Origin of the sequence: Mesotoga sp. H07pep.5.4, assembly GCF_003664935.1 — a bacterium.
GTDB lineage: Bacteria > Thermotogota > Thermotogae > Petrotogales > Kosmotogaceae > Mesotoga > Mesotoga prima.
The window spans coordinates 161,432-187,494 of the sequence record NZ_JFHM01000014.1 but is presented as its reverse complement, the minus strand read 5'-3'; the positions used below and the strand labels follow the sequence as shown (position 1 = coordinate 187,494).

General features: G+C 43.5%; 24 protein-coding genes and 1 tRNA gene. 17 read left to right on the top strand and 8 right to left on the bottom strand.

Going from position 1 to position 26,063, the window contains the following annotated elements; all coding sequences use genetic code 11:
- The first annotated feature begins 43 nt into the window (after positions 1-43).
- The 3 genes from Y696_RS09050 to Y696_RS09040 all read left to right on the top strand — a co-directional run bounded on the left by Y696_RS09050 (position 44) and on the right by Y696_RS09040 (position 2,841).
- Positions 44-613, top strand: coding sequence for a thioredoxin family protein (locus Y696_RS09050; RefSeq protein ID WP_121510311.1), 570 nt, complete (start codon positions 44-46; stop codon positions 611-613).
- A complete protein-coding gene (locus Y696_RS09045) occupies positions 606-1,295 on the top strand; it encodes a cytochrome c biogenesis protein CcdA (RefSeq protein ID WP_121510310.1) in 690 nt (229 codons plus the stop codon). The genes Y696_RS09050 and Y696_RS09045 overlap by 8 nt, the downstream gene beginning before the upstream one ends.
- Positions 1,296-1,908: 613 nt before the next feature.
- The gene (locus tag Y696_RS09040; protein WP_121510309.1) at positions 1,909-2,841 is read left to right on the top strand and encodes a cation diffusion facilitator family transporter; all 933 of its coding nucleotides are present in this window, start codon (positions 1,909-1,911) and stop codon (positions 2,839-2,841) included.
- 247 nt (positions 2,842-3,088) lie between these two features.
- Here the strand turns inward: Y696_RS09040 and Y696_RS09035 are convergent, their stop codons facing one another.
- The 3 genes from Y696_RS09035 to Y696_RS09025 all read right to left on the bottom strand — a co-directional run bounded on the left by Y696_RS09035 (position 3,089) and on the right by Y696_RS09025 (position 5,782).
- Positions 3,089-3,439 (bottom strand): DUF3147 family protein, encoded by a 351-nt coding sequence (locus tag Y696_RS09035; protein ID WP_121510308.1) that lies wholly within the window; start codon positions 3,437-3,439, stop codon positions 3,089-3,091.
- A gap of 110 nt (positions 3,440-3,549) precedes the next feature.
- Complete coding sequence (locus tag Y696_RS09030; protein WP_121510307.1) at positions 3,550-4,728, bottom strand: MFS transporter; 1,179 nt, start codon at positions 4,726-4,728, stop codon at positions 3,550-3,552.
- 139 nt (positions 4,729-4,867) lie between these two features.
- Entirely contained in the window at positions 4,868-5,782 is a 915-nt protein-coding gene (locus Y696_RS09025) for a GNAT family N-acetyltransferase (protein WP_121510306.1), read from the bottom strand.
- Positions 5,783-5,870: 88 nt separating this feature from the next.
- Here Y696_RS09025 and Y696_RS09020 point away from each other — a divergent pair, with 88 nt between their 5' ends.
- From Y696_RS09020 to Y696_RS09010, 3 genes are all read left to right on the top strand, one after another.
- Positions 5,871-6,764, top strand: a complete 894-nt coding sequence (locus tag Y696_RS09020; protein ID WP_121510305.1) for an RHS repeat domain-containing protein — start codon at positions 5,871-5,873, stop codon at positions 6,762-6,764.
- A 305-nt stretch (positions 6,765-7,069) separates the two neighbouring features.
- A complete protein-coding gene (locus Y696_RS09015; protein ID WP_121510304.1) occupies positions 7,070-8,311 on the top strand; it encodes a C13 family peptidase in 1,242 nt (413 codons plus the stop codon).
- Between the two features lie 105 nt (positions 8,312-8,416).
- On the top strand, positions 8,417-8,887 hold the full coding sequence (locus Y696_RS09010) for a hypothetical protein (protein WP_006488207.1): 471 nt from the start codon (positions 8,417-8,419) through the stop codon (positions 8,885-8,887).
- Between the two features lie 423 nt (positions 8,888-9,310).
- Here Y696_RS09010 and Y696_RS09005 read toward each other — a convergent pair whose 3' ends face one another.
- A complete protein-coding gene (locus Y696_RS09005) occupies positions 9,311-10,000 on the bottom strand; it encodes a flavodoxin family protein (protein WP_121510303.1) in 690 nt (229 codons plus the stop codon).
- A gap of 274 nt (positions 10,001-10,274) precedes the next feature.
- On the opposite strand from Y696_RS09005, the gene Y696_RS09000 reads away from it, so the two are divergent.
- Together Y696_RS09000 and Y696_RS08995 are read left to right on the top strand one after the other, a co-directional pair.
- Positions 10,275-10,478 carry a helix-turn-helix transcriptional regulator gene (locus Y696_RS09000; RefSeq protein ID WP_006488214.1) on the top strand — a complete coding sequence of 68 codons (204 nt, stop codon included), beginning with the start codon at positions 10,275-10,277 and terminating at the stop codon, positions 10,476-10,478.
- A complete protein-coding gene (locus Y696_RS08995) occupies positions 10,479-11,123 on the top strand; it encodes a hypothetical protein (protein WP_121510302.1) in 645 nt (214 codons plus the stop codon).
- Here the strand turns inward: Y696_RS08995 and Y696_RS08990 are convergent.
- Complete coding sequence (locus Y696_RS08990; protein ID WP_121510301.1) at positions 11,120-12,631, bottom strand: YifB family Mg chelatase-like AAA ATPase; 1,512 nt, start codon at positions 12,629-12,631, stop codon at positions 11,120-11,122. The two genes, Y696_RS08995 and Y696_RS08990, sit on opposite strands and share 4 nt — an antisense overlap.
- 88 nt (positions 12,632-12,719) lie before the next feature.
- Here Y696_RS08990 and Y696_RS08985 point away from each other — a divergent pair, with 88 nt between their 5' ends.
- The 3 genes from Y696_RS08985 to Y696_RS08975 all read left to right on the top strand — a co-directional run bounded on the left by Y696_RS08985 (position 12,720) and on the right by Y696_RS08975 (position 15,384).
- On the top strand, positions 12,720-13,181 hold the full coding sequence (locus Y696_RS08985) for an NUDIX domain-containing protein (RefSeq protein ID WP_006488218.1): 462 nt from the start codon (positions 12,720-12,722) through the stop codon (positions 13,179-13,181).
- A 95-nt stretch (positions 13,182-13,276) separates the two neighbouring features.
- Positions 13,277-13,810: a ribosome hibernation-promoting factor, HPF/YfiA family gene (gene hpf, locus Y696_RS08980; protein WP_006488219.1), complete on the top strand. Its 534-nt coding sequence runs from the start codon at positions 13,277-13,279 to the stop codon at positions 13,808-13,810.
- 101 nt (positions 13,811-13,911) lie between these two features.
- Positions 13,912-15,384, top strand: a complete 1,473-nt coding sequence (locus Y696_RS08975) for an Rne/Rng family ribonuclease (protein WP_006488220.1) — start codon at positions 13,912-13,914, stop codon at positions 15,382-15,384.
- A gap of 15 nt (positions 15,385-15,399) precedes the next feature.
- On the opposite strand, the gene Y696_RS08970 is transcribed toward Y696_RS08975, so the two are convergent.
- The 3 genes from Y696_RS08970 to Y696_RS08955 form a co-directional block, all read right to left on the bottom strand.
- Positions 15,400-15,474 (bottom strand) — tRNA-Val (locus Y696_RS08970).
- A gap of 719 nt (positions 15,475-16,193) precedes the next feature.
- Complete coding sequence (locus Y696_RS08960) at positions 16,194-18,509, bottom strand: hypothetical protein (RefSeq protein WP_121510299.1); 2,316 nt, start codon at positions 18,507-18,509, stop codon at positions 16,194-16,196.
- Between the two features lie 57 nt (positions 18,510-18,566).
- Positions 18,567-19,892, bottom strand: coding sequence for a hypothetical protein (locus Y696_RS08955; protein WP_006488222.1), 1,326 nt, complete (start codon positions 19,890-19,892; stop codon positions 18,567-18,569).
- Positions 19,893-20,248: 356 nt separating this feature from the next.
- Here Y696_RS08955 and Y696_RS08950 point away from each other — a divergent pair, with 356 nt between their 5' ends.
- The 6 genes from Y696_RS08950 to Y696_RS08925 are packed head-to-tail and all read left to right on the top strand — an operon-like array spanning position 20,249 to position 26,055.
- Positions 20,249-21,226, top strand: a complete 978-nt coding sequence (locus tag Y696_RS08950) for a LacI family DNA-binding transcriptional regulator (RefSeq protein ID WP_006488224.1) — start codon at positions 20,249-20,251, stop codon at positions 21,224-21,226.
- Between the two features lie 17 nt (positions 21,227-21,243).
- Positions 21,244-22,494, top strand: a complete 1,251-nt coding sequence (locus Y696_RS08945; protein ID WP_006488225.1) for an extracellular solute-binding protein — start codon at positions 21,244-21,246, stop codon at positions 22,492-22,494.
- 12 nt (positions 22,495-22,506) lie between these two features.
- Positions 22,507-23,391 carry a carbohydrate ABC transporter permease gene (locus Y696_RS08940; RefSeq protein WP_006488227.1) on the top strand — a complete coding sequence of 295 codons (885 nt, stop codon included), beginning with the start codon at positions 22,507-22,509 and terminating at the stop codon, positions 23,389-23,391.
- Positions 23,388-24,206, top strand: a complete 819-nt coding sequence (locus Y696_RS08935) for a carbohydrate ABC transporter permease (protein ID WP_006488229.1) — start codon at positions 23,388-23,390, stop codon at positions 24,204-24,206. Before Y696_RS08940 ends, Y696_RS08935 begins: the two co-directional genes overlap by 4 nt.
- 12 nt (positions 24,207-24,218) lie before the next feature.
- Positions 24,219-25,100 carry a glycosidase related protein gene (locus Y696_RS08930; protein ID WP_006488231.1) on the top strand — a complete coding sequence of 294 codons (882 nt, stop codon included), beginning with the start codon at positions 24,219-24,221 and terminating at the stop codon, positions 25,098-25,100.
- A 4-nt stretch (positions 25,101-25,104) separates the two neighbouring features.
- Positions 25,105-26,055, top strand: coding sequence for a glycoside hydrolase family 130 protein (locus Y696_RS08925; protein ID WP_006488232.1), 951 nt, complete (start codon positions 25,105-25,107; stop codon positions 26,053-26,055).
- Positions 26,056-26,063 lie beyond the last annotated feature (8 nt).

Genomic DNA, 26,063 nt, shown 5'->3' with positions numbered 1-26,063 from the left:
AGCAACAATGCCCGGTTAATCAAGGCTCATATGGAGGTAGCAGATGCACATCATGAAGAAAAAGACTGCCACAGTAGTTGTTATTATTCTAGTAGTCGCTGCAATAGTAAGTATCTGGTTATTCAAGAACGCTGGCAGCGACTCCAAAAGTAATTCGTCAAAACACGCCGAAAATCAAATCGATGGCATCATTTCACCTGCTTACGAAGATGCTTTCACCCTTGAAGCAACTGCCATAGGGTTGGATGAACTAAAAGTTTACGGCATTCCAATCATAATAGATTTCGGAGCCGATTCGTGTATCCCATGCAAAGAGATGGCACCTGTCCTCAGGAACCTAAACTCTGAGATGCAGGGAAAGGCCATAATCAAATTCGTGGATGTTTGGAAAAACAGGCAGGCCGCTGATGGATTTCCTATTCAGCTAATACCTACGCAAGTACTAGTAAACTCTGAAGGAAATCCGTATGTTCCGAGCAAGGATATTGGGATAGAATTCACAAAGTACGTTATGAAGGACACGGGAGAACATATATTCACCGTTCATCAGGGAGGGCTTACTGAGGATCAGATGAGGAAAATACTTGCAGACATGGGGATTGAGAATGAATGAAATTCTTATAAGTCTTTCAGATGTAATCACCTCTAGCGGCTGGCTAGCCCCAGTAATGGCTCTTTTTGCGGGTATTCTGACATCTCTAACTCCTTGCGCCTTGTCTGGAATTCCGCTAATCGTAGGTTACGTTGGAGGAATTGGCCAGAGAAACATGAGGAGAGCATTCTGGCTTTCAGTAACCTTTGCTGCCGGCGCGGCGGTAACTTTTACCATTCTTGGAGTTATTGCCTCGCTTGCAGGGAAGCTCATGGGTACTTCAACACCATGGTGGTATATCATTTTAGGCATTCTGATGGTGCTAATGGCTCTGCAAACATGGGAGCTTATCGAAATCATTCCATCAAGTTATCTGATCTCAAAGAATAGAAGAACTGGGTTTATTGGTGCATTCATTGCAGGAATTCTTGCCGGAGTTTTTTCGTCGCCATGTTCTACACCTGTGCTCATAGTTCTTCTGGCAATTGTTGCAGGGAAAGGGAACGTCGTCTGGGGAGCTCTGTTGCTTCTATTGTATTCAATCGGCCATGGAATTCTGGCTATTGTGGCAGGTACTTCAGTCGGGCTAGTACAGAAGTTGTCAGAAAGCAACAGCTACAGCAGAGTCAGTCTGATACTGAAAACCTTTATGGGTGCTTTAGTCCTCCTGATAGGTTTATACATGTTCTATCTCGGGTTCTGAACTGCAATGAGTCCAGCGGATTTTCTGTAGATTATGGAATAGGAAGAGAGATCTAGACTCCAAATTCGATACTTGTTGATGAGACTTCACTGATGAACGGATCGTACCTAGAATCTGCAGCGACCACGTTATAAAAGCCTTAACGAAAGGACGCAGCCTTGTTCATTTTGTGGAGCCACATGACAAAATGCGGGTCTCTCTTGGACTCATTTTCCCACGTTTTCTGTACCGGTATTGAGGACTGCGTAGCATAGACTGCCGAGGCAGCAATCAAATTCGCCAATAATGGCTGAAGTATACTTGGGATGCTTCTGAGAACTTTGTTTATATCTCTTTGCTTGACTTTCTGATGTACCCGTTTCTATGAGCGATTTGGTCAAATTATGAAGTGCAAGACATGGATATAAAGTATGCTGGAGAGCCGAATCATTTCTAAATAGGTCAACATTAACCGCTTTTTGAGAGCACCCGAGGCGACATCGACAACAGGTCGAGAAAAGGAATTAATAACCTGGAGAGTTGCTCCAGAAACGGGGCACCCGCGAAAACTCTGTTTAAAGCTAAGGATTATAATAGAAGCAAAACTTTATCTAACTCTACTAGGGGGAAACTTATGAAAAATGAAGAGAATCACTCGAGTTTTTCTCAAGGATTTTCTAATGGCCATCATCATGGAAATTCCTTTGCTTCTAACAGAAAACTAATATTCTCAGTGTTCTTGAATCTAACGATTTCGATTACCGAGGTATTTGGAGGTTTGTTTTCCGGTAGTCTTGCTTTGATTTCGGATTCATTACACAATTTTGGAGACACGAGTTCACTATTTGTTAGTTTTATTGCTAGAAAGATCTCGAGAAAAGAGAGAAACAGCACTTATACATATGGCTACAAACGGGCGGAGATAATTGGCGCAACACTTAACACCATCTTTCTTCTTGCTATTGCAGTTTTCCTTTTTGCCGAGGCTATTAGGAAACTCCTTTCACCGGCTGAAATAAAGGGAGAATTGATGTTTTGGGTTGCCATTGTTGGACTTGTTGGAAATGTAATTACTGCCTTCCTTCTTTTTTCGGAATCAAAACAGAATCTGAATATTAGGTCTGCCTTTATACATATTGTTAGTGATACTCTTTCTTCAGTTTTCGTTATAATAGCCAGCTTGATAATAATCAGGTATGATTTTCTGCTTCTCGATCCCTTGCTTACAATTGTAGTTGGAGCATATATTTGCTATCAGTCAATCCATCTTCTGAAGAAAACTATGCAGATTTTAATGCAAGGAATTCCCGATGATCACAGTATTGAAATGGTAAGAACGGAACTTGAAAAACTTGATTTTGTTCATAACGCTCACCATATACATATATGGACCTCAGATGGATCCGACATATATGTTGAGGCTCACGTCCAGTTAACGAAAGAAGCCGAAAACTCAAAGGTAAGCCTTGATAGTTATCTGGAAAAAGTCGAACAGGTACTTAAGCAACTTAGAATAAACCATTCCACAATTCAGATTGAAAACGGTCGTTGTAATGGAGGAAGCTGACTTATCTGAGATAACAGAATCTTCTTTACCATTTTTCGAAGTATGTTAATTACTGCAAAACCCACTACAGTTTCAGGAAAACCATTAGAGAGAATTCTCTGGTGACTTAGTTCAGGTAGTTCTTTTTTTTGCAGATATAGAGGACCCCTGTAATAAATGAGTCTTCGAACTGGCAGGATGGGAAACGCCCAGTTCTGCATTACACAGGTAACGAAAGGCATGAGATTATCATCCATTAAGGATTCTCTCAAAGCTTAATCCCAAACTTCGAAAGTATGAGCGAAAAGAAGGCATAGCCTGCCATCATGACTCCACTGGACAAGGCAAGTGCTACGTAGAAATTGATGCCTCTTCTGAGAAACAATGGTATAGTGACAAAGAAAATTAGAGAAGGAAGGACAAATAAGAGAATACCGGTTGAGAGTTCAGCAACTTTACTTAAATTTTTCGTATCGTTGTAGAGCCAGAAAAGCGCCAAAATCGAAGTAAGAGGTAAAGATGCTATAAGTCCCCCAATGTATCCAGACTTCTTGCTGACTTCAGAAACAAGAGCGATTATTACCGATGACACAAGGATTTTCACGATGTATCTCAGCAAACTCCTTCACCTCCGCTTTGACTATTCTTCTTGCCCGAACTGCCCCAAGCACTTTGAATGATCTTGTGTCACTCCTGAGATTCTAATAGATTATCATACGCCGGTTTAGCTCAGCTTGTAACGAATCGTTCCTTCGTAAAAACAATTACGATTAGTCCTCCAGTGGCAATGAGTGAAGCCATCATAATGAACATGCCGAAATAAGAATATTCCGCAACAGTTCCGGCCAGCATCGGCCCAACCATGAAACCAATGGCTCTGGCCGACCTAAGAAGTCCCAGAAACTCGGCTCTTCTCCCCGGCGGTGAACAGAGAGATACCATAGTGCCGGCACCGTTTATGAAGGCTCCAAAGGCAATGCCAAGGCAGAAGTACCCAATCGCAATGAAAACCCAGTTCTTTGCCACGGCAAAGAAAACCATTGTGAATACTGTTAGACCTATGCCGATCAGCGTACTTTTTCTTGGTCCAGTCTTCGATATCACCCTTCCGAAGAAGATATGAGAAAAGATCTGCATAAAGGGGTTTATCGAAGTAATGATTGCTGTAGCCGCTCCTGACAAACCAATTCTTTCAGTCATATATATTGCAATTATCGAAGTGGCTCCAGCCGTTCCAAGTTGTCTCAAGAAAGTACCAGCATAAACAGCCCATAATCCATTTTCCCAGAGAGGCGTAGAATCCTCTTTCAAGGGGAACAACCTGTTCAAGAAGCCCTTTCTACGAGAGACGAGGTGTTTCTCTTCCTTCAAGAAAAGGACAGGTATGACAGCAATCAGAGCAACGAATGCATACCAGTTTATAGCCTGGCTCACAGTGAAAAAGACTAGAAGAATCGAGAGCATAATTCTGCCTGTTAGCATTCCGATTGAATTTGCAGTATTCAATATCGACAGTTCTCTTGAAGTATTCCTGACCGAATCCCGTGAATGCTCAGTGCTCAAGGCCATTGCTATAGGTTCGAATCCAGCGGTGAAGAAAGCAATTAATGAAGAAAAGAGAATGAATGCTATGGGAGTCTCGATTACTGAATAGGCAAAGTAGAGAAGGGCCGGCGTGAGTACAAGTAATATCATCAGTAGTTTTCGTTTCTTAAGTCCGTCAGATATCGCTCCCCAGGCCGGAGAACCAAAAGTCTCTACAGCGCCCCTCACTGTTGTAAGAAGCCCGACCATAAGAAGTGAAGCCCCAAGCTCTCTTAGCTTCAGCTGCAAGAGCAAACCAAGACCGAACATCACAAAGAACACTAACAGAGATGTCAGCAAGAGTGGAAGACGTTTGTTATGCAAGGGAGTTTCTCCTTTAGTTTGATTGACTTATTAATTATAGCATCAGCTTCCAATCCCTCAAATTGGTCAGAATTATCGTGATGAGGACTCAAATTCGATCAGATGACCATCACGTTCATTCAGAAATCCTGCTCTCTTCTTAGCTTTCCAGCTTCTTCTCGAGAAGAACCGAGAATTCTTTCATACCAGTGGCTCTAGACCAGAAGTGATAATCACTCTCAAATACACATTCGAAGAAGGATTCTTCAACCCCCCTAACCAATAGATACTCACTCAGGAATGAAAGTAGGTTTCTTCCTATACCCATTTGGCGAAAATGTTCGCTGACAAAAACAAATTCTATAAATCCGAGAAGACTGTAAGTCATAAGATCTTCGAAGACAGAATAGATTAGAACTCCCGCCGTTTCTTCATCTTGGCGGCAAATTAGAATTCTACCTCCAGAGTCCATGATTTCATTCAGATTGAAGAACAGCTCACTTGGTGTCATTTGAAGCTGGTGTTTTACTATTTTGGGAGAAGACGAGATTTCGACAAAGACTTTTCCAAGATCATCAGGAAGACCGCGGAAGATTTCGAAAGAATTTATCCTAGAGTGTGAAAGTCGTTTATCAGTACTGAAGGTAATTCTCTTTTCATTGAAGCCCTCACTTTTCAGCATATGCCATCCAGCTCCGAATCTATAGGTATTGGCGGTAATCTTCTGAAAAAAAGGCTTAAGTTCCTTTAAAGCAGACCTAAGAAGAGTCCTTCCTGCTCCTTCTCCTCTGTGCTCTTTCTTGACATATAGATCATAGATGTGTCCAGATAAACTGGAAGAAAACCGTTCGTCCCTCTGTGGCCCGAAGTGGACATGCCCAATTATCTCTCCTTGGCCTCTCAAAACAAGCAATTTATCGCCTCTCTTAAGAAAATCAAAGTAGACTTCCTCAATCGGCCTGAGTTCTGAAAGCGAATACCTACCATTACTCGATTCGGGAATCGAGTGATACATCTTCTCCATAATCCGTCTTGACTCCTCAGAAGAGGGCCTATCGACATAGAAATCTTTCATCATGATCCCGCCTATAGGGAAGATAAATGATACCGTTTTTACCCAACTCCTGTATGATTATAGTAACTTTGCACATGGAGGTGTAGCAGTGAAAAGAATCTCTCTATTTTTAGTTTTGCTGGTTTTCTCTGTGATTGCTCTTGGACAATCGGAGTTTATGATTCCTATGAGCACCGAGGATTTCGGACTGAGGGGACCTGTTAAGTCAGCAAAAATACTATACCCGGAGAACGAAATGGATCTGGGAGTCGATGAGGAGTTCTTCCTCTCTGGATACAGTGTTCTTTCGTTCAACGAGAATGGCAGTCTTGTTTCGCAGATTGAATATGACAAAGACGGTAATGAACAGAGTGCGATACTCTTCAATTACGACGCCAATGGAAAACTACTTTCTGTGTCTGGAAGAGAGAATGGTGTTGAGGAAAACGTCGACGAAATAAAGGTCGAAAACGGAAGAATTGCTGGAATAGTTGTTGAAGACTCCGAAGGTGACTCTAATTTGATCATGGAATATGATGAGGCAGGAAGACTGATCGCTCAGAAGATATCCGGAATGAGCGAAGGCCAGGAAATTGAAATGACTATCTCGATGAAGTACGATGACAACGGAAATCTAATTGAAGAGTCATTTGGAATGATGGGCATGGTAATGACAAAAACAGTCTTCGAATATAACGATAAGAATCAGAGCATTAGAGAACTGGAATACATGTATATGTTCGCAGAACCCGGAAGCGAACCGGAACCTATTGAATCTATTCTTGAATACAACGAGATGGGCGATGTTGTTCTAAGAATATCCGACAGCGCCTTTGGTGAAGAGAAAGAGGCCGTTGTATACGAGTACGAATATGATTCAATGGGAAACTACACGCATAAAGTAGGCTATTATGTAATGAACGCTGCTGATCTCGAAAAAGAAACCTGGAAAGAGACTGCAACTGTTGAAGAAGAAGAAACTCGCGAGATTGAGTATTACTGATCAAAATGCATAATCATAAGAGGGTGGAAACACCCTCTTTTTCATTTTGAAATATCTGCTTTCTCTTAAAAGTACCGCTGCGAATTTACTTCCCTCTTTTTGTTTTGTTATTACTACGATACTCACGTTAAACACAGAATCTTACAAGAAAAACTCTAACAATCGAATTTATAACGTAATCGATCGTTGAGTCAATATAAACGTAAATATCGTTCTTTCAATACTATAATCTGCCTGCACAATGACTTATTGACATACAGCTTGAATATGAACAGGAAAGCTCCGCATGACGGGAAGGTGATATTATGCGGCTGAAAAGAGTATCGATAGTTATTGTTGCGGCTCTCGTTGCAATGCTTATGATATCTTCCTGTATTCCAAAAGATCCTGTTGTAGCTGCCACAAGAAAGTTCATTCAGTTCATAGAGGAGGAAGGAGAACCGGAAGGGCCATTTACCGGACTGTATCTTGGAGAAGTTGTTAAGGGCGATGTCATTGGATCTGAGTCGGCTGGAGGCCAACAACTCCAGTATCAGTTGCAAGGGATAAATGAAGCAGGTTATTTCTTTTATCTGGATGAAGCTCCCGGTGCATTCTACGATCACCCTGGAAAACTCGTCGTCATTTCTAAAGGCGGCCAGGCTATTTTTGAAGAAGACACCGAAGGCTGGCCAACGATTAACGGAAACATTGTTTCACCTTTGAGCGATCGGAATCTCTATGCTAAAGCAGTTATTTGGGACAAGTGGAAGTATGTCAGGGAAATAATCACTGGAATTGTTGTTGACTGGACACAAGTGTTTTTCAGAATAAAGGGGGCCGTAATTACCAGTGGACTCACTCCCACACAGAATCTTTACGCGGAGGCCCGAGATGTAAGGGATCTCATGTCCACCGCTTTCAAGACAATAATGGGAACTGACAAAGTAAAGGATGTGAAATATTTATCTGGCGCAGCTTTACCAAACTGGACTGCTGTGCGAGCTGCAATGGACGACCTTTTCACCACAAAAAAGGTTACCGACATGACCCTATATTTTATTGCACATGGAAACACGAACCTCATGAATCTCGGGGGAACGACTTTCTACGCAAATCAACTTAGAAGCTATATTCTCGAGCACTCTAGCAAGAGGTTCCTAATAATAATCGAGTCTTGTCATTCTGGTAGCTGGCTTGAGGGTCTAAAATCCGACGGAGTAATCCCTTCAAATGTCGAAATAATAATAACTACTACTACCGCTACCAAGGGTGCATATCCAGACTGGGACAGCGCTGGTGGTGCGGTGGATTACAATCCTGACGACATGTATGTTGAGTGGTCGGGTGACTTCCTGCAAAAACTCTCTTCCTTTACCGGCACAGGCTGGCCAGAAGTCACATCATACGCCTCTAGCAAATCCATAGACACACTGCCCGCATTGTTGTACAAGTGTTATACGGCAATAAAGGGTGGAAGTCCTTCGACTACGTCATGGACTTTGACAGAGCGTTCTGTGGCAGGCCCTGTTCAGCAACCTATGATATACACGAAGTGGACACCTTAAGGTTATTATTGAAAAGTAAGTGAAGAGCGGGTGATTCCCGCTCTTTATTTTTCTCCTAGCTTTGTTCTTCGCAAATAGCATAATTGAAATATGGATGTTCTTTCTATGGTCAAACCGGAAAAGCAAAAGGGTTACCTTGTAAGACTGAAGGTTCTTAAAGACGAGACTGATCTTCTCAGGGTTGAAATCGAGCTCTACAAAACTTCAACCCACCCCGTGATAATGGATTCACTTTTCGATACCTCTATAATAAGGGCGTCCAAACTGGTACGCAACAGTGGCTTCACCATGAAGAGTTTTCGAGAGTATATCCGACAAGGCTGCCCAAAACACTTTCGGCGAGAATTATATCGAATAATGGACGATTTTGATAGAGAGGAAGCCCTCCTTGCAGAACGAATTAAGAAACTAAAGAATCGTCGTGATCGAGTGATTGTTCACATGGATCCGCGTTTTGCCTTTCATCCCGAGCGAGAAGATGAAAACAGAGTAGATCTAGAAGACATAGAAGCGATATGCTTACATCTTGAAAGACAGGTTGCTTTCTTCAGTGGAAAGACTCTAGACGAAGGATGAAGTTAGCGTTAGAGCACGTATGGAGCATCCGCAGAACTTCAGTTGAATCCTATCTCCGATGAACGAACCCAGTAAACCGAAACGGCCAGCAAGAGTTATCAGCAGTGAAACACTTCGGATGACACACACCTAATGAAAGAATAACCGTTAAACAACTATTCGAAGAATTCCCCTTTGACAAATGCAGATCAGAATTCACGATCGATTTGTTCTTTTTCTATGTATAAGAATCTGCAAGAATATGCAACCAAGAGTAATATCTACAAGCTATGTGCCCATGAGAGATCTCATAACGTATGATACAAGAATTACCAGAAAACTATCACTTTTCGAACATGAAGCGCTCACTTCTATCAACACTTACTGAGTTCCCCAAAGAAAATGTCTCCTATGTAGATTCATGAATGTTTTCCCGGAGAATCGTCACCTGTTCCACATTTCGACGAATGTCTCATGAGAGATCAGCGGTCGGCTAATGAATTTCAGAAGATCATCGTCTATTGTCTCTTTTCTTACGAGTTCGTAGCCCGCCTCCTCAACTTTGAGAAGTATCTCTTTTCCTTCATCTGTCGGATCTCCCCTGTCAAACATTAGGTGAACATGAGGCCTGATCAAAGCACCGGAAAACACTACGCTAGCATTCTCCGCCAATTCACGTACGATTCTTATAAGAGTGTCGAAGTTTTCCTTTTCCCACCAGCCGCCTGTAGATACCAGCATAATCTTCTTCGTTTTCCAGCCGGCTCTCAGCTTGGCCCGAGTCCTGCCATCAACAATACTTAGTACTGGATCTATCATAGGACATAGCCTGTTTATGAGATTCTGCATCGCTCCCGACAACGGAATGTAAACTGGAGCTGCCAGTACGAGAATCTCAGATTCTTTGATTTTCTCATAAATCGGTTGCATACTATCCTTCATGCAGCAGATTCCAGGCTCTATATCCCAGCAGTGCATACTTCCGCAAGTACAAAGTAGTGGTGAAAAAGTGTTTGTGTAGAAGAGCTCAGTATCGCATCCCGCGCTTTGGATGCCCTTTAAGAGCGAAGATAACAGTCTTGAAGTGTAGCCTCTCTCCATCCTTGGACTTCCATTGAAGGCAATTGCTTTCACTATTTCACCTCCTCAAACGAGGATTCACAGACTTGAAAGCAAGATCAATCTTTTCTAAGATTCCAGATTTCATGTATCCACCCCCCGGAACATCTCAAAAACAATCTAGTCTTTTAGTCTTATAGTGTGACTTATGCGTTATGACAAAAGAAACTCTTTACTCCTTTCTTCAAACGTTATATCTTTACCTGAGTAGGCTGATCTACAAAGATGAAATGTTTATAATACTTGACATTATGTAAAGTGTTATGTACACTTGACCCAGGTGATGGCTATGAAGAACAGATTGAAGGAATTTAGATTCAAGAATGGAGAAATGACACAAGACAATATGGCAAGAATAGCTGGAGTAAGCCGGCAGACAATAATTGCAGTCGAAAAAGGAAAATTCAATCCTTCAGCAAAACTTGCTCTTAAGCTCGCAAATATCCTTCACTGTACTGTCGAAGAACTCTTTGAACTGGAAGAGGGTGATTAGGTGTTGCTTAAAACGGGTATCTTGATATTTGATGTCTTCATAATTATCCTATCAGTTTCTCTCATTAGAACGGCGGGAGGCTGGTATTCTCTACTCTTACTGGGCCTCTATCTCTTTCCTTCACTGAGGATGCTCCGATTGATCCCCGGATTTGACGAAAGGGAGAAGGCAATCGACAGTTTTTCATCTAATATGGCTTTAGGAATAAGCTTCGTTTTAGCCATCTTTTATATTGGTATGAGTTACACCCTTACGATCGACGCTGCGATCTCTTTCATCCTTATTCCTTTTGTTGCAAAGGCCGTCTTTTTCTCCGGATTCACCCTTGAGAGAAAGCAGTTGGTTTCAATCATTGGAAGATCGGTGGGCTTGATATTTGTAGGATTCGCTCTTTTTTCCCACGGTTTTTCTACGGTTGGTTTGATAGAAATGCTGCCCGGTATCGTTATTATTATTTGCACTGAGCTTTCTCGCAGATACAGATGGTTCGGTCTCAGTTATCTGTTCTTAATAGGTGTTGCAACATGGGTCTATTTACCAAACTTTGGAAGAATCACGTCGGTGCTTGTATACTCATTGTTCGTCATTCCGTTTAGTTTTCTTCTGGTAAGATCTCTTATGAATACCTTGAACTATGAACTCTAGGTCTTTCTTCGATACTGCAAAGCCTCTGCAATGTGCCTGGCCTCGACTTTGCTTTCTTCGAGATCGGCAATTGTGAGTGCTACTTTTAGAACTCTATCAATGGCCCTTGCGGTTAATTTCATCTTATCCATGGCCGCCGAAAGAAGTGATCTCGATGCAGTATCGAGTGGGACGTATTCTTTCAGCAAGGCATGACCAAGCTGACTATTCGAAAATATGCTCATTCCATCATATCTCTCCGACTGTCTCTTTCTTGCCGCAATGACCCTCTTCCGAATTTCGTCCGAGCTTTCTGTCGTCGAGTTTTCCATATACTTGTCGAAATCTAGTCTTGGCATATCCACAAAGATGTCTATTCTATCTTCCATTGGACCCGAGATCTTTCTGTTGTACCTCTGTATGTCATACCAAGAGCATGTACACTCTCTAGTTTTATCTCCGTACCACCCGCAGGGACAGGGATTCTGAGCAGCAACCATCATGAACCTTGCTGGATATGTCGCAGTTAGCTTTGCCCTGGCCACTGTTATCACTCCATCCTCTAGCGGCTGTCTGAGAGCCTCGATAACATCTCTTCTGAATTCCGGGAACTCGTCCATGAACAAAACTCCATTATGAGCCAGACTAATCTCGCCCGGCTTTGCGTCATTGCCTCCTCCGACAATGGACGTTGTCGACGCAGTATGATGCGGCGATCTAAAAGGCCTCTCCTTTATTAGTCCTTTCTCTCCAAGAAGGCCCGCAACACTGTAAATCATCGTTGTCTCAATAGCCTCTTCCATAGTCAAAGGAGGAAGAATTGACGGAATCCTGCGTGCAAGCATTGTCTTGCCGCATCCTGGTGAACCTCGAAGAGAGATGTTGTGACCACCTGCAGCAGCAACTTCGGAAGCTCTTTTGGCAAACTCCTGACCTTTGATCTCAGACATGTCCGGCCCACTAACATTACCAAGTTCTGGCTGCGAATAAGCGATGGGAGACTTCTCTATATACCCGTTTAGAAAACCGACCAGATCATTTAGATTATCGGCCGTAAATATTGTCAAATTGTCTACTATTGAAGCCTCCTGTCTGTTAGGAGCAGGTAGCACTATCTTCATACCCTTTGCCCTTCTTGAAAGTGAAAGCAAAATCGGCAATACTCCCCTTACTCTTCTCAAGCTTCCATCAAGACCTAGCTCTCCAAAGAAGACAAAGTCTGATAGGTCGGCGTTAATCTTTGAAGTGGCTTTGAGAAGCCCCACAGCTATTGGAAGATCAAGATAAGAACCCTCCTTCTTCACATCGCTAGGAGCGAGGTTCACAGTTATCCTTCCATTCGGAAGCTCAATCCCAGAATTCTTGACGGCACTCTTCACCCTCTTCTTGCTCTCCTTAATAACGGTGTCTCCTAGACCTACAATATCCATTTCCTGGATGACTGCCCTACTGTCAATATCCAGCTCAACAAGAACATCCAGAACTTTCAGACCAACAGTTGTAACCGTTCTAACTCTTGAATAGCGCATTCCATGACCTCCTATCTCATCTCACATTATATCAATCAATGAGCGGAGAGGTGATATACTTAAGTTGAGGTATGGTTGAGGTGTGCATATGAAGAATACACATCGTATTAAAGTGAGAGCTCTCATTATTAAAAACGAATCTGTCCTTCTTGTTCGTCATGAGCATCACGACAGACCTCCCTTCTGGTGTTTCCCTGGCGGCTTTGTCGAATCGGACGAAGATCTTTTCAGTGCAATCAAGAGAGAGATAAGGGAGGAGACTCAAGTAGTGGTTTCCCCACGCTCTGTCATTGCACTTCAGGAATTCAAAAGAGAAAGCCTTCTGGAGGTGATATTCTCCTGCGATTATGTCTCAGGAAAGTTGAAGCTGGGATCAGATCCAGATAATCCGGGAATCCCAACTCTGGTCGATGCGAAGTGGGTAAGAATTGATGAACTTGACAGGTTCAAAATACTTCCAGTTCAACTCGCTTCTCTTTTAAAGAACAGCTGGGGTAATCTCTGCTCAGTAGAACTGTTCCAGATCGAAACCATGAGAGAGGTTCCCTAGAAGGACCATGATCCCGGTGCACTGTAACGGTCTTTGATATTGTGATAACATGTAATAACGCAACTTGAGTCACATCACGCGAGAGGAGGGTTATCATGGATTACAACATCTACTCTAAAGACGTAACTGTAACAGACTCCATGAAAGACTACATCGACAAGAGGTTCTCGAAAGTGTCGAAAGTTGTCAACGAGGAGAAGCTAATCTCGATGGATCTCAGGCTCTCGAAGGAAAGAGCTTTTTACAAGATCGAAGCGACCGCCCACCTGCCAGGTGTCATGGTTCGTGTCGAGGAGAAGGGCAGTGACTTCTATACGGTCGTTGATTCATCATCGGATGCCTTTGAGAGAAGGATTAAGAGATTCAAGGAGAGAACTCGCTACAAACATAAAAACGGCCTTAAGGAAAACCTCGATTCAATTCCCTCCAAGTTTGAGGAAGACCACTCCACAATGATAACAAGACGCAAGAAGTTCACTATTAAACCTATGACCGAGGAAGAGGCCGTGCTTCAAATGGAGATGTTAGGCCACACTTTTTTCGTTTACAGAAACATTGACACAGATGAAGTGAATGTTCTCTATACCAGAAAGAATGGATCCATAGGACTAATTGAAATGACTGAATAGCGAAAGGCCACCTGAAGGTGGCCCGCTTTTTTATTATCCGATGAGATATACTGGTTGTAGAAAAACTGAAATCTAGTTCTGTCTATAGAAATGAAAGGGCGGTGGCAAGAATACAGAATAACAGAACACAGACTATAGTCTTCAGTCGAATCGAAGACGAGGTCAGGATTGCTTCGCTTGACGGTGATCAACTCGAAGAGATATTCTTTGAAGATATGGACAGCGAAAGTGTCACTGGAAATATCTATCTGGGTAAGGTAGAGAATGTTGTTCCCAGTCTGGAAGCTGCTTTTGTAAATATTGGAATTGGAAGAAATGCTTTTCTAAGATTCAAGGATGCATCGGGACAACCAAAACTTGAAAAGAACAACAAGGTTCTCGTACAAGTCAGCAAGGATCCTATCGGCTCGAAGGGACCTCAAATAACTCTGAAAGTCAGCATCCCCGGAAGGAGTTTGGTGTACACTCCCTTTTCAAAACATATCGGAATCTCTAAGAAGATTACGGACCAGCAAGAAAGACAAAGACTTACCGCAGTTGCGAAGTCCACTTTAGAAAACAAGGAAGGTGTGATATTCCGCACAGCCGCTTTTGGTGTTGGCGACGAGACAATAAAAGAAGAGCTTGAGAGTCTGCGTACCAACTGGAATCAGATCTGCGAGACGTTCAGGAGAAGCAGAAAACCAAAGATTCTATACGAGGAACCATCCTTTGTCGAGTACATTCTTAGAGAGAGACTTACTGAAAACACGAAAGAAATAGTGGTTGACTCGGAAGAGCTTTGGCACGACGTAGTGGCCGGAATCAGCAAGTTCAAATCGGGCTTCAAACCAGTCGTAAGATATGTCGAGGGCGATGCCTTCGCAAGCGAAGAAGTGTACGAGAAGATGAAGATCCTTTACACGAGAATGGTTTCTCTACCGGGCGGAGGAAATATCTACATAGACAGAACTGAAGCCATGACGGTAATCGACGTCAATTCGGCAAGCAATGTTTCCGGCAACGACGTTTCCGAAACCTCTCTAAATACAAACCTGGAGGCAGCTTCAGAAATAGCAAGACAGCTCAAACTCCGGAACATAGGCGGAATAGTTGTAATCGACTTCATTGACATGAAAAGCGATGAAGATCGTCAAAAGATTATTTCCAGTCTAACAGGTGAATTCAAGAAAGATAAGGCCAGGACAATGATCATGGGATTCACGAGGCTGGGACTTCTAGAAATGACAAGGAAGAGATCGTCTGCAGCCATTGGATCCAAGTTATACTCTTCTTGCCCGATTTGCAAGGGAACCGGGAGAATCGAGTCTCCGAGAGCAGTTTATCAGAGGTTGCTTAAGGATCTCGCGAGAGGCTTTGAAGATGAAACTATCAGCTCGGCAACCGTTCAAGTTTATCAGAACATGTCGGGAATCCTTACGCCAGAAAACCAGAAGAATCTTGCCAAATCTCTGAAGAGAGAAATCTCGGTGGGCTTTACGTGGCCTATTCCTACCTCATATGAGATCAAGTTCGCGAAGAAGCAAGAAAAACCAAAGAGAACACGAAGGAAAACGAAAAAGGAGTCCAACTGACTCCCTTATCTATTCTGGTGGATGCGACAGGGATTGAACCTGTGGCCTCTTCCGTGTGAAGGAAGCGCTCTTCCGCTGAGCTACGCATCCGTATAGTAGATTCTATCACCGGCCAGATACAGTGTCAAGGTTTGAAACCTGGCTTCGTGGTGGCATATGGTGGTGATGGCCTGAAAGAGGGGAAGATCGGTGTTGGGGGTCGGAGGTTGGTCAGGAGCAAAGAATAAGAGCTTGAACCAGTCCTCAAGAAGAAAATTACGCCCGCGGATCAGAACGAACATATTTTGTCATCCTGAAGTGCTCCTGTTCAGGATCTGGGCTTAGAAATAAACCGAGGTTAGGGGTCAGAGGTAGGAAGAGCAAGAGAGTGGTCGCCGTTCGCCGAGGGAAAACCTGTTATTCGTTCAAGTGCGAGAATCTGTTCCTCGTTCTTGGTCAATTTCAAAAGCCAAGATCAAGATGCTGAAAGAAGTTCAGCATGGAATTAGGAGCAGGGTATAGAGTATAGGGTCTGGGGTCTCGATAACGAAAGCAGTTGACCCATTCACGGCTTTCAGTGCTACTGAGGATGTAACCCCTACAGTGGCCTTTGAAAGATCTCTGTATATTCAACCCTCAGCGAATTTTCGAATAATTATTCGCTGTCATCCCGTGGAGTCTGCCCCAAAGCTCTCCTGCTTGAGACTTCTCTTTTGGGATCTCGTTCAGTGTCATCCCGAATTCATTTTGGTATCTAGTTTTCTAAAGGGCATATGTTCTTATCATGCAATGGGTCTTCCACATCAAAATTTATGTTCTAAAATCCGCAGTTACTCTTCCTGAGAACCGGGTTCAGCTCTAGAAAGAGAAATTGCGAAAACATGTACATTAGGCATTTGAGGTAATACTATTCCCTTCAAAGGCTTCTCAAGAAGATTGATACAACAGTAATACAACATGCATTTTATTCTCTCCGTGTTGCCTGTATTATCATATCTACCTGAAAACTCGAATGCGATCTTCTCTCCTGTAGAGGGACCTCCACACCAGTCGGAAAAAGACAATGGAATCACTTGCTGATAGTCGTCTTCATAAATTAGAAGAGCTTCACCTGTGTAATCACCGTGATTCGCCGCACCAAGAATGCAGATCTTATCGAACATTTCTGCCGAAAATGTCAACGCCTGTCCTGTAAGCCTGAAGTTGTCGTTTCCGTCTACATTAACCATGAATTCGGTGTCTTCTACAGCAAGAAAACCGGAATCGATAGCTTTCTCAAGCTCCGAGGATATGTAGGAAGCTCCGAATTGTCCCTGAGGATTATCGAAGTTTGCTGTTTTCCTTTCGTCAGAGGTAGCAATTCCGTTGTTATCAAAATACTTGAGCAGATCTAGGTGGACAAAACCATTCATCTCAATAAGGCTTACTGGAAGCACCGGTACTTGTAAAACGCTCTTTTCTCTCTCAAACACCCTGCCATCGATTACGGATACTCCCTCGTCAAATTCACTGCACCCTTTGAAATTGAAGACAATCGTTACGTCATCTTCAACGAGATAAACTGCAACGATGTCTGGCACTAGAATGATCTGATCGATGTCAAAGCTTCCTTCGCTCACTTTTCCTCCGACCGTAAGCGTTGTCTCTTTTCCATTTCCCTTGAGGACTCCTAGCTTCTGCACTGTTTTCTCTTCGATTCTTATCGTCTTTTCCGATTTTGATTCTCCCATTCTCAAGGTGAAAACCACTTCATTCGTTTTTGCTTCATTTATAGCTGCAAAGACTGAATAGGAAGCCTCTACGAGGGTGACTGGTTGACGTAAGCTAAATGCTCCGGAAATTTTGGTCACCGCACTTCCTGAGACTCCAGTACTCTGAATAATCTCCGATTCTGAAAGGCCCGCCCTCATAGATTCAGCTTCCAAAACCACTACCGGGGTGAGAACCTCTATCGCTGCTGAGAACAGATCTCCGTACTCTTCGGGAAGTCTCTTGATTCTTTCCAGAGAAAGAAGCATGGAAATTGTTGATTCCGCTCCCGCATTTTTGTTCACATGTGTGAACTCAAGTCCGTCAAATCCCTCCCCGTTCTTTCCTACCATTGACTGATTCAATTTGTTGACCCCAAGGAACCAACTCCCAAGAAGAGCCGTTATGGCTGCAAAATCCCTATCGCCGGTTAAGTGATATAGTCTGAAGCCCGCTGAAATTGCCGATTCAGCTGCATAGGCGATCTGTGGGAAAAGCTGTAAATAGCTCGAAATTGAGTAAAGGGGCCCCGCGTTTATAAGGAGCAAAGAGCTTTGCTTGAATGATTCTGTCGAGATTTCAAGAAGGCTGTCGTCTCCCAGAATCTCTCCCGCCACTGCCAACGCCTCCAGCTGTCTTGAACCCCACCCGTGCCAGAAGTATCTCGGTTCTGAAGGCGATGATTCGTCGACAAGACCATTGAAAATAGAGTCCTCATTCTGAATGACTTTGCTCTGCAAAGCAGCTGCGCATCTCTTTATGAAACCTCCCAATAGCGCATCGTTGCTCATGGAATACAACTCCGCCGCTCCAAGAAGAACTACTGAGGAAAGATCAGTGTATCCCTGGATAAGACCGTCACGCTCAAAACCGATGATTTTTCGAAAACAACGTTGGGCCGCATCTGCCAAGCGCATCGAGAACTCTGGATCGAGATTCTGAGAAACCCGAGCCCCTTTCGCAAGAGCATACAGAGCTCTCGCCGCCCACCAGTTGCCTCCTTTTCTTGATGTGGGACCGTTTCTGTTGATGCTACCATCCTCGAAGACAAAATTATAGAAATCTCCATCACTGTCCTGCATGGAAAGAACAAATTCGAGAGCTTCTTTAGCGCGATCGTAGTGTTGTTCCATTCCAGAGATTTCAAAAAGCCTCAAATATAGAACTGCAGCCCTTGCAACATCGTCGACGCATGTCACTCCTTCGCCCGGAGCGTCGGCATGCCTGTAATTGCCATCAGGAAGCCTGTCTGCATAGATCCAGTAACCGATTTCACTTTCTCCCTCAACGGCAAAATGATCTCTGAGAAACTCAAGATGATCCAGATTAATCTGAACTTCAATTCCTAAAAGCATCAACGAAATAAGAAGTACTAGAATAATCAACGCTTTCTTCATAAGCACCTCCAAAAGAAAAGGGTGAGAGGAAACCTCTCACCCTTCATTAAGGATCAGTTATTCTCCGATCTTGAGTGATTGAATCTCTGACTTCTTCATTTCAACGAACTCTATTGAGTCCTCTATCGAGTCGGCACTGTATATCGAGTAAACCCTCTTGAAACTGACAACATCTCCTGCCACAAAGTGCTTTACATAGTCTTCCCAATTCGATGATACGTAGTCTTTCGTACTCTCGAAGATATCGATCTCACCTGGCATCCATTCGAAGTATCCGTCTCTGAATTCTCTGCTCTCATATACCCAGGTAAGGCCACCCATCCACTCTTCATAGTCGGCGACCACGACTGGGACCTCTGGATTTATCTCTGCTACACCAGTCTTCAACGACTGCGAGTAGTTGGCTCTCCAGCTCTCCTGGGAGGCAAAAATGTATGTTGCACCCCACCAGAGAGGTCTCATCGAATCGACAGCCGGAAAAACTATGTAAGGTTTGTTTCCGGAAAACATGATCGCATTTCTATCAAGCCAATATTCTAGCGGGGTAATGTTCAGCTGATCGGCCCAAAGAAGTCTTCTGAATACCGGGAGTGTATGGACCGTGTCTTCGGCTGCGTCAGTCAATACTCTTGTTGCCATTATTTGCAGTTTCATTAGTTCGGCGTATGTCGCAAATTCGAAGGTGTTATGAGAAATGATATCCCCATTGCTGAATAATGTTGTGATTATCTTTTGGGTTATTCCGAGGAACGGTTGGGCTTCAAGCGTGCTGACTACTGTTATTCCTACGGGGCCTGCCGGAAGAACTGTAGCTTCCTTTACTATGAAGTCTCCACTTGTCTTTTCCTCATGTCGCCCGTATTCACCATCTACGTAGTATGTAGATCCAACGTAGCCGGACATTCTCACAATTCCCAGTTCGTCTACTATCGTGCCCTCTACATCTCCAAAGCCTGTAACCTTTACTAGACCCTTGCTATTCGCTACTGCAGTTATTTCTCCAATCTCGATAAGCCACTGTCCTTCTTCCTCCACGACCTTTCCCACTGAAACGAACTCCGGTGGAAGAATATCGAAATCGTCGGTAACCGTGATTTCTGCCGGTCCTGTAATCAGAAAGGCCATAACATCCCCGGACGACAGTTTGCCATTAAGATCGGTATCGTCAATTTGATAAGGAAGCTCCTTCCCATCCTGAACTACTTTAAGCGAATCCCAGTTAGCGTCAAAGTCAACTCCAACAAGATCAAGGATCTCGCTCATCGATATTGTTACTGCAATGGGTTCTCCAGTGAAGGAGCTGACAGACACTGGAACTCTCACTGTTTCAGCAACAGAAAAAACTGAGAACACTATGAAGAAAAGAACCAAGAACCTTTTCATATTAACACCTCCCTAAGGTCGATATGAAATCGCTTACATATTGTTGAAATTATAGAATCTAATTGCGTTTTTGTTCTAAAAGTATCTAGAGCTGCTCTGATCATCTATATATTGTAGTAAGCTACTGCATAATCTAATCTCTCTCTAATGAAGTTTATCTTTATTTTTTAACCAAAATTGCTACCTGGCAGCCATCAAGGCGGAAAATAAAAGCAATATTGCGAAATTTAATCTCTACAATGTATAAAAGCTTCTAAAGGTTCCAGAAGGATCTAGAATAGACATGATTATCTAGTCGAAATAAGGGTATATTTATCCTAGAGATGTAAGCGTTTACATATACTGAGGTGATAATTTTGTCCGCTAAGCTTTCTGATGTTGCTAAATTGGCCGAAGTATCTACAGCAACCGTCTCCCGAGTGCTCAATAAAAGTGGGTATGTCTCCAAGAAGTCAAGAGAAAAGGTTATGCTGGCCGTCGAGGAACTTGAATACAAGCCTTCAAAAGTCGCGAGTTTTCTGGCAAGTCGAAAGCTCGCGTTCAATATTGGAATTGTTGCAGGAAAGAGATTATTTCGCGTCCTGTCGGATCAATCCGATCAGTTTTACACAATTGTCCTCAAAGGAATAGAAGAGTTTTTCGCGGGGAACAACATGAGGGGAACTCTTGTCCCTTCAAATGATTTTTCGGAAGACTACGATGGATACCTGCTGATCGGTGGAGAGATTACTGAAGAGGATATAAGAAGAGCAAAGGAGACTAAGAAACCGGTTGTGCTTATCGATCAGTATCTCGCCGGCGTAAAGGTCGACTGCGTTGTATCTGATGGATATGATGGAGCAATATATGGAATGAAAAAACTGATTTCGAAAGGACTCAAGAAGATTGTAAATATCCACGGACCCCTTTCTCATTTTGGATTCAAGGACCGCTTTGACGGCTACATATCTGCAATGGAAGGCGCCGGATATCTTCCCAAAGCTTATGAATACGATGAAGATAATGATAATATGAGCGCGATAATCGATCTGCTGCTTTCTAGATATGGACTTCCCGATGCTGTATTTGGATGTAACGACACCGCCGCGATAAGAGCGATGGAAGAGCTCCAGGCCAGAGGAATAAATATACCGGAAGAGGTGTCGATCATGGGTTTCGATGACATCGTCAATTCCTCGGCGACTACTCCCTCATTGACTACTTTCAAGATATTCAAGCATGAGATGGGAGTAGTTGGATCTAGGAGGCTACAAAGTCTGCTAATTGGTAATGAACCGCATCCAACAAAGATCTCCCTATTCACTGAATTTGTTCAGAGAGAAAGCACTTTATAAAAAAGGAGGTAAATCACATGAAAAAATTGATTCTGTTAACTTTGTTTTCGTGTCTCTTTGTGGGATTGTTCGCCGTTGAACTTGTCTTCTGGACAGCGCCCAATCCTCTCCAAGAAAGCTTCTGGAAGGAAGTAGTGGCTGAGTGGAATGAAAACAACCCTGATATCCAGATCAAGTGGTCGACTATTCCCGCTGCGGGAAGCTCAGAAGAGGCTATCCTTACTTCAATCGCTTCCGGAAGAATGCCAGATATCTGTACGAACATATTTTCGGGATTCGCCGCACAACTCATCGAAGCAGATATACTTATTCCCCTCAACTCTTTCCCGGATTTCTGGGAACTCGTGGAGCAAAGAAAGATGACCTCCATCGTTGAAAACTGGAAGTTCGGAGATAACTATTACGTACTCCCGATCTATTCGAACCCTATAATGATGTGGTGGAGATCAGACATCTTGAAGGAACTTGGGTATGACAGACCGCCGAGAACCTACTCTGAGATCTACGAGATAAGCGAGAAGTATTCTGTGCCGTACGAGAAGTATGGAGCACTTGTGGTAATGGGAAGAAACTGGTACGACCGATGGTACGACTTCATAACCTACTACTATGCCGCGAGTGAAGGAGCTCCATATCTAGATGTTGAAAAAGCCAGAGCACTTTTCAACAATGAGACCGGCGAGAAAGTCGTTACATTTATAGATACCATGTTCAGAAACAACTGGACGGCAGTTGATCTCGGAAGCAACCCTTTCTATTTCGGTGTTGTCCTTGGAGGGATCTTCGGTCCGTGGGAGATAAACCAGGCGAGAAATCTCTTCCCCGATGTCTTCGATCATATAACAATCGTTCCCCCTCCAGTTCCAGATGATTATCCGGAGGACAAACCGATCTACACTTTCGCAGATACCAAGGGGCTTGTAATGTTTGCCACCACAAAGCATAGGGAGGCTGCATGGAAATTCATTAAGTGGGTCTATTCGGATATTGAAAAAGACAGAAAATGGATGGAGTTCACTAATCTTCCTCCGGCAAGGGAAGACCTGTTAACGAATCCCATCTTCCAGGAGTATATGGAGGACAATCCGAAGTTCGCTGCTTATGCGAGCCACGTTGCCTACGCCGTTCCGCCGGCTTTGACTACGAAGACTGTAGAAGTTCAGGAAATTCTCACAACATTTTTGATAGAGCAAATAATGTATGGAAAATCAACTCCGCTAGATGCACTTAAAGACTCTGCTACGAGAGTAAGGAGAGAACTCTTCTAGGAGAAGGGGTGATTGAGAGTGAGGAAGAGACTGAAAACCATCGATGCAATAAAGGGCTGGTCTCTGTCTGGGGGATATCTGGTATACACGGCAATATTCTGGGGTTACCCATTTGTGTGGCTTGTTATACTTGCTTTGTCAAAATGGAATTACTTCACCCCAAGGAAGTTCATCTGGTTTGACAACTTCATAGAACTATTTCAGGACGAAATGTTCTGGAGAGTTTTCTTCAATACATTTAACTTCATGCTGTACTTTATCCCCATGGTTCTCGGTCTTTCCTTACTCTTTGCCCTTGGATTGAAGAGAGTCAAGCTATTCCGAACGTTTTTCATACTCGCATTTCTCGTAGCAAATGTCTCATCGGGAGTGGCTTATTCCATAATTTTTCAAAAGCTCTTCGCGATAAACGGCCCCTTGAATGGATTAACAAGAGCGATTTTTGGAATTACGATTCCATGGTTCAGCAGTCCTCAGCTGGCCACTCTTTCAATAGCGATCATGGTCACATGGAAATTCATAGGATACTACGGTCTAATACTCTTTTCTGGTCTTCAGGCGATCCCGGAGAGCCTTTACGAGGCCGCAGAACTTGATGGGGCCGGAAAGATGACAAAGTTCTTCAGGATAACTTTACCTTTGATAAACCCGTCGATTGTCATGGTACTGGTTCTCTCCCTTACTCTGACTTTCGGAATATTCACGGAACCATTCTTGATTACTGGAGGGGGACCAATGAGAACTACATACACATTTCAAATGCTGATTTATACGACAGCCTTCCAGAAGATCAATCCGGGGTACGCTTCAACACTGGCTATAGTTGTTGCATTACTTAGCTATGGCTGTGTATTGCTTACAAGGAAGCTGGTCGAGAGAGAGGTGGAGATTGTATGAAGAAGGTCCCGACAATAATCCTTTATGTATTTCTTTTTGCCGCCTCAATACTTTGGATTTATCCTTATGTATGGATGCTTCTCTCATCGTTCAAACCAACCAATGAGATTTATTCAGGTTTTCTTCCAAGTCAGTTTACTCTGGACAATTACAGATTCATTCTTGAGGCCGCAGACAAGATGGAGAGACCATTTATTCAGGCTCTTGGCAATTCAATCTTCATTTCGGTTACAGTTACCCTCGGTGTCTTGGTATCTTCAGCGCTTGTTGGCTTCGCCCTTTCAAGGCTTAACTTCAAGGGAAAAAACGCCATATTCAACTTCATAATCTTTCAGATGATCTTTCCGGGATTTCTATTCATAGTTCCACTGTACGTTCTTATTAAAAATCTAGGTCTTATAGACACTAGAACGGCATTGATTCTACCTTCACTCGTCTCTGCTTGGGGAGTCTTCATGTTTACACAGTCGTTCAGAGCAGTTCCCAACGAATACCTGGAAGCGGCCAGAATGGATGGAGCCAATGATCTATGGATAATCACCAAGGTATTGGTTCCACTGACAAGCTCAACCGTATCGATCGTAGGTCTCTTCACTTTCATAGGAATATGGGATAATTTCATGTGGCCACTGATTGTGGTAAGCGACTATTCGAAGATGCCTCTCTCTGTACTACTTGCAAGTTTTAATATGCAGTACGGGAGTTATCTGGGTCCAGTCCTGGCCGGTTCTGTATTGCAAACAATGCCGATGGTCTTAATATTTCTGGTGTTCAGAAAGTACTTTCTTCAGGGAATCTCTATGTCATTGAAATGAGGAGTGAGAGTTGTGATCAAACTAGAAAGACATCCGTTAAATCCCCTATTCTCTCCGATCTCGCAACATCATTGGGAATCCAAGTATGTTTTCAACTGCGCCGTTATAAAACGCCAAGGATTGTTTCACATGATTTATAGGGCTCAGGGCGAAGATATGGTTTCGAGAATGGGATACGCCGTTTCATTAGATGGTGTTAGATTCAACCGCTTCGAAAAACCGGTCTTCACTCCAGGGAGCCAGCTGGAGCTTTACGGGGTGGAAGATCCAAGGCTTACAGAAATTGAAGGAAAAGTCTACATGCAGTACACGGCCTACTCTCCAAAAGGCGTACGAATATCTATGGCTTCGACTACCGACTTTCTCAGGTGGGAACGTCACGGAGTGATAATCCCTGATGTCGATAACAAAGATGCTGCGCTATTCCCGGCGAAAGTAAAAGGTCGATATCTCATGTTCCATAGGATCGAACCCGACATGTATCTGGCTTATTCGGAAGATCTGAGGACCTGGACGGAATTCACCCCGATAGCCGGTCCAAGATCTGGTAAGTGGGACAACCTTAAAATCGGCGTGGGGGCCCCGCCAATAGAGACTGAATATGGTTGGCTAGTCCTTTATCACGGAGTAGAGAATACTCCAAGGCCAACTTATAGACTTGGATTTATGCTCCTTGACCTGGAAAATCCCGAGAAAGTTGTAAAGAGGAGTGATGAACCGATCCTTGAACCGGAAGAAGAGTGGGAGATTTTCGGAGGTGTCCCCAACGTTGTATTCTCCGATGCGATGGTAGAACATGAAGAAAAGTACTTTGTCTACTATGGCGCAGCCGATAACCATATCGCTCTTGCCACAATCGACAAAGAGACCGTGGTGAAATGGATAAGGAGTTGATTTGATGAAAAGATCTTTGGTAATTGTGCTGCTTCTCTCATGTGTAATTGGCGTTGCCGTTTCGATAGATTTCGAATCTCTATACACCATGGAGAGAGCTTCTGATTTTCCGCTTCTTATGCCACAGGGGATCGAATGGGAAAGCAAAGCGGTTTTTAATCCGGCCGCCATAATGATAGACTCTACAATTTACCTTCTCTACAGATCGGAAGACTGGAGTGGCACGGGTAGATGGAACGGCACATCCAGAATTGGCCTTGCGAAGTCCACCGATGGGTTTGAATTTACAAGAGAGCCTTCCCCCCTTATATACCCAACAGAACCATATGAAATCCCGGGTGGATGCGAAGATCCCCGTATCGTTAAGATTGACGACCTGTACATCCTTACTTACACGGGATACGATGGAGGAAAGGCTAGGCTTTGCATCGCAACTTCAAAGGACTTTGCAGAATGGGAAAAGCTGGGACCGGTATTCAAAGATGACACTTGGTCAAAGTCCGGTGCTATAGTACCTGCGAAGATCGACAACAAGTACTACATGTATTTTGGTGATTCCTCAATAAAACTCGCTTACTCCACAGACCTGAAGAACTGGACAATTTTCCCCAGACCCGTCATGGAACCAAGACAGGGAAGTTTCGATAGCAGGTTGATTGAACCGGGGCCAACGCCAATCATTACTGACGAAGGGATTCTGTTGATATATAACAGTGCTGATTTCTCCACGATTTATAGACCTGGAGCTGCGTTGTTTGATATCGAGAATCCCAGAAAGATTATCAAGAGAACCGACAAACCTCTTGCAGAACCGGAACTTTCATGGGAGAAACAAGGGCAGGTTCCAAACGTGATATTCATAGAAGGGGCTGTGATTAAAGAAGATAGACTCATACTATACTACGGCGCGGCCGATACATATATAGGGGCTTTCGTCGTCGATCTAACCGACTAGTCTTTAAC

Excerpts from the sequence above, each read along its gene's own strand:
- Y696_RS09000 (WP_006488214.1), top strand. The coding sequence starts at position 10,275 with ATGAAGAACAGATTGAAGGAATTTAGATTCAAGAATGGAGAAATGACA.
- Y696_RS09045 (WP_121510310.1), top strand. The coding sequence starts at position 606 with ATGAATGAAATTCTTATAAGTCTTTCAGATGTAATCACCTCTAGCGGC.
- hpf (WP_006488219.1), top strand. The coding sequence starts at position 13,277 with ATGGATTACAACATCTACTCTAAAGACGTAACTGTAACAGACTCCATG.
- Y696_RS08935 (WP_006488229.1), top strand. The coding sequence starts at position 23,388 with ATGAAGAAGGTCCCGACAATAATCCTTTATGTATTTCTTTTTGCCGCC.
- Y696_RS09040 (WP_121510309.1), top strand. The coding sequence starts at position 1,909 with ATGAAAAATGAAGAGAATCACTCGAGTTTTTCTCAAGGATTTTCTAAT.
- Y696_RS09015 (WP_121510304.1), top strand. The coding sequence starts at position 7,070 with ATGCGGCTGAAAAGAGTATCGATAGTTATTGTTGCGGCTCTCGTTGCA.
- Y696_RS08925 (WP_006488232.1), top strand. The coding sequence starts at position 25,105 with ATGAAAAGATCTTTGGTAATTGTGCTGCTTCTCTCATGTGTAATTGGC.
- Y696_RS08945 (WP_006488225.1), top strand. The coding sequence starts at position 21,244 with ATGAAAAAATTGATTCTGTTAACTTTGTTTTCGTGTCTCTTTGTGGGA.
- Y696_RS08990 (WP_121510301.1), bottom strand. The coding sequence starts at position 12,631 with ATGCGCTATTCAAGAGTTAGAACGGTTACAACTGTTGGTCTGAAAGTT.
- Y696_RS08960 (WP_121510299.1), bottom strand. The coding sequence starts at position 18,509 with ATGAAGAAAGCGTTGATTATTCTAGTACTTCTTATTTCGTTGATGCTT.
- Y696_RS08985 (WP_006488218.1), top strand. The coding sequence starts at position 12,720 with ATGAAGAATACACATCGTATTAAAGTGAGAGCTCTCATTATTAAAAAC.
- Y696_RS08955 (WP_006488222.1), bottom strand. The coding sequence starts at position 19,892 with ATGAAAAGGTTCTTGGTTCTTTTCTTCATAGTGTTCTCAGTTTTTTCT.
- Y696_RS09025 (WP_121510306.1), bottom strand. The coding sequence starts at position 5,782 with ATGAAAGATTTCTATGTCGATAGGCCCTCTTCTGAGGAGTCAAGACGG.
- Y696_RS09050 (WP_121510311.1), top strand. The coding sequence starts at position 44 with ATGCACATCATGAAGAAAAAGACTGCCACAGTAGTTGTTATTATTCTA.
- Y696_RS09010 (WP_006488207.1), top strand. The coding sequence starts at position 8,417 with ATGGTCAAACCGGAAAAGCAAAAGGGTTACCTTGTAAGACTGAAGGTT.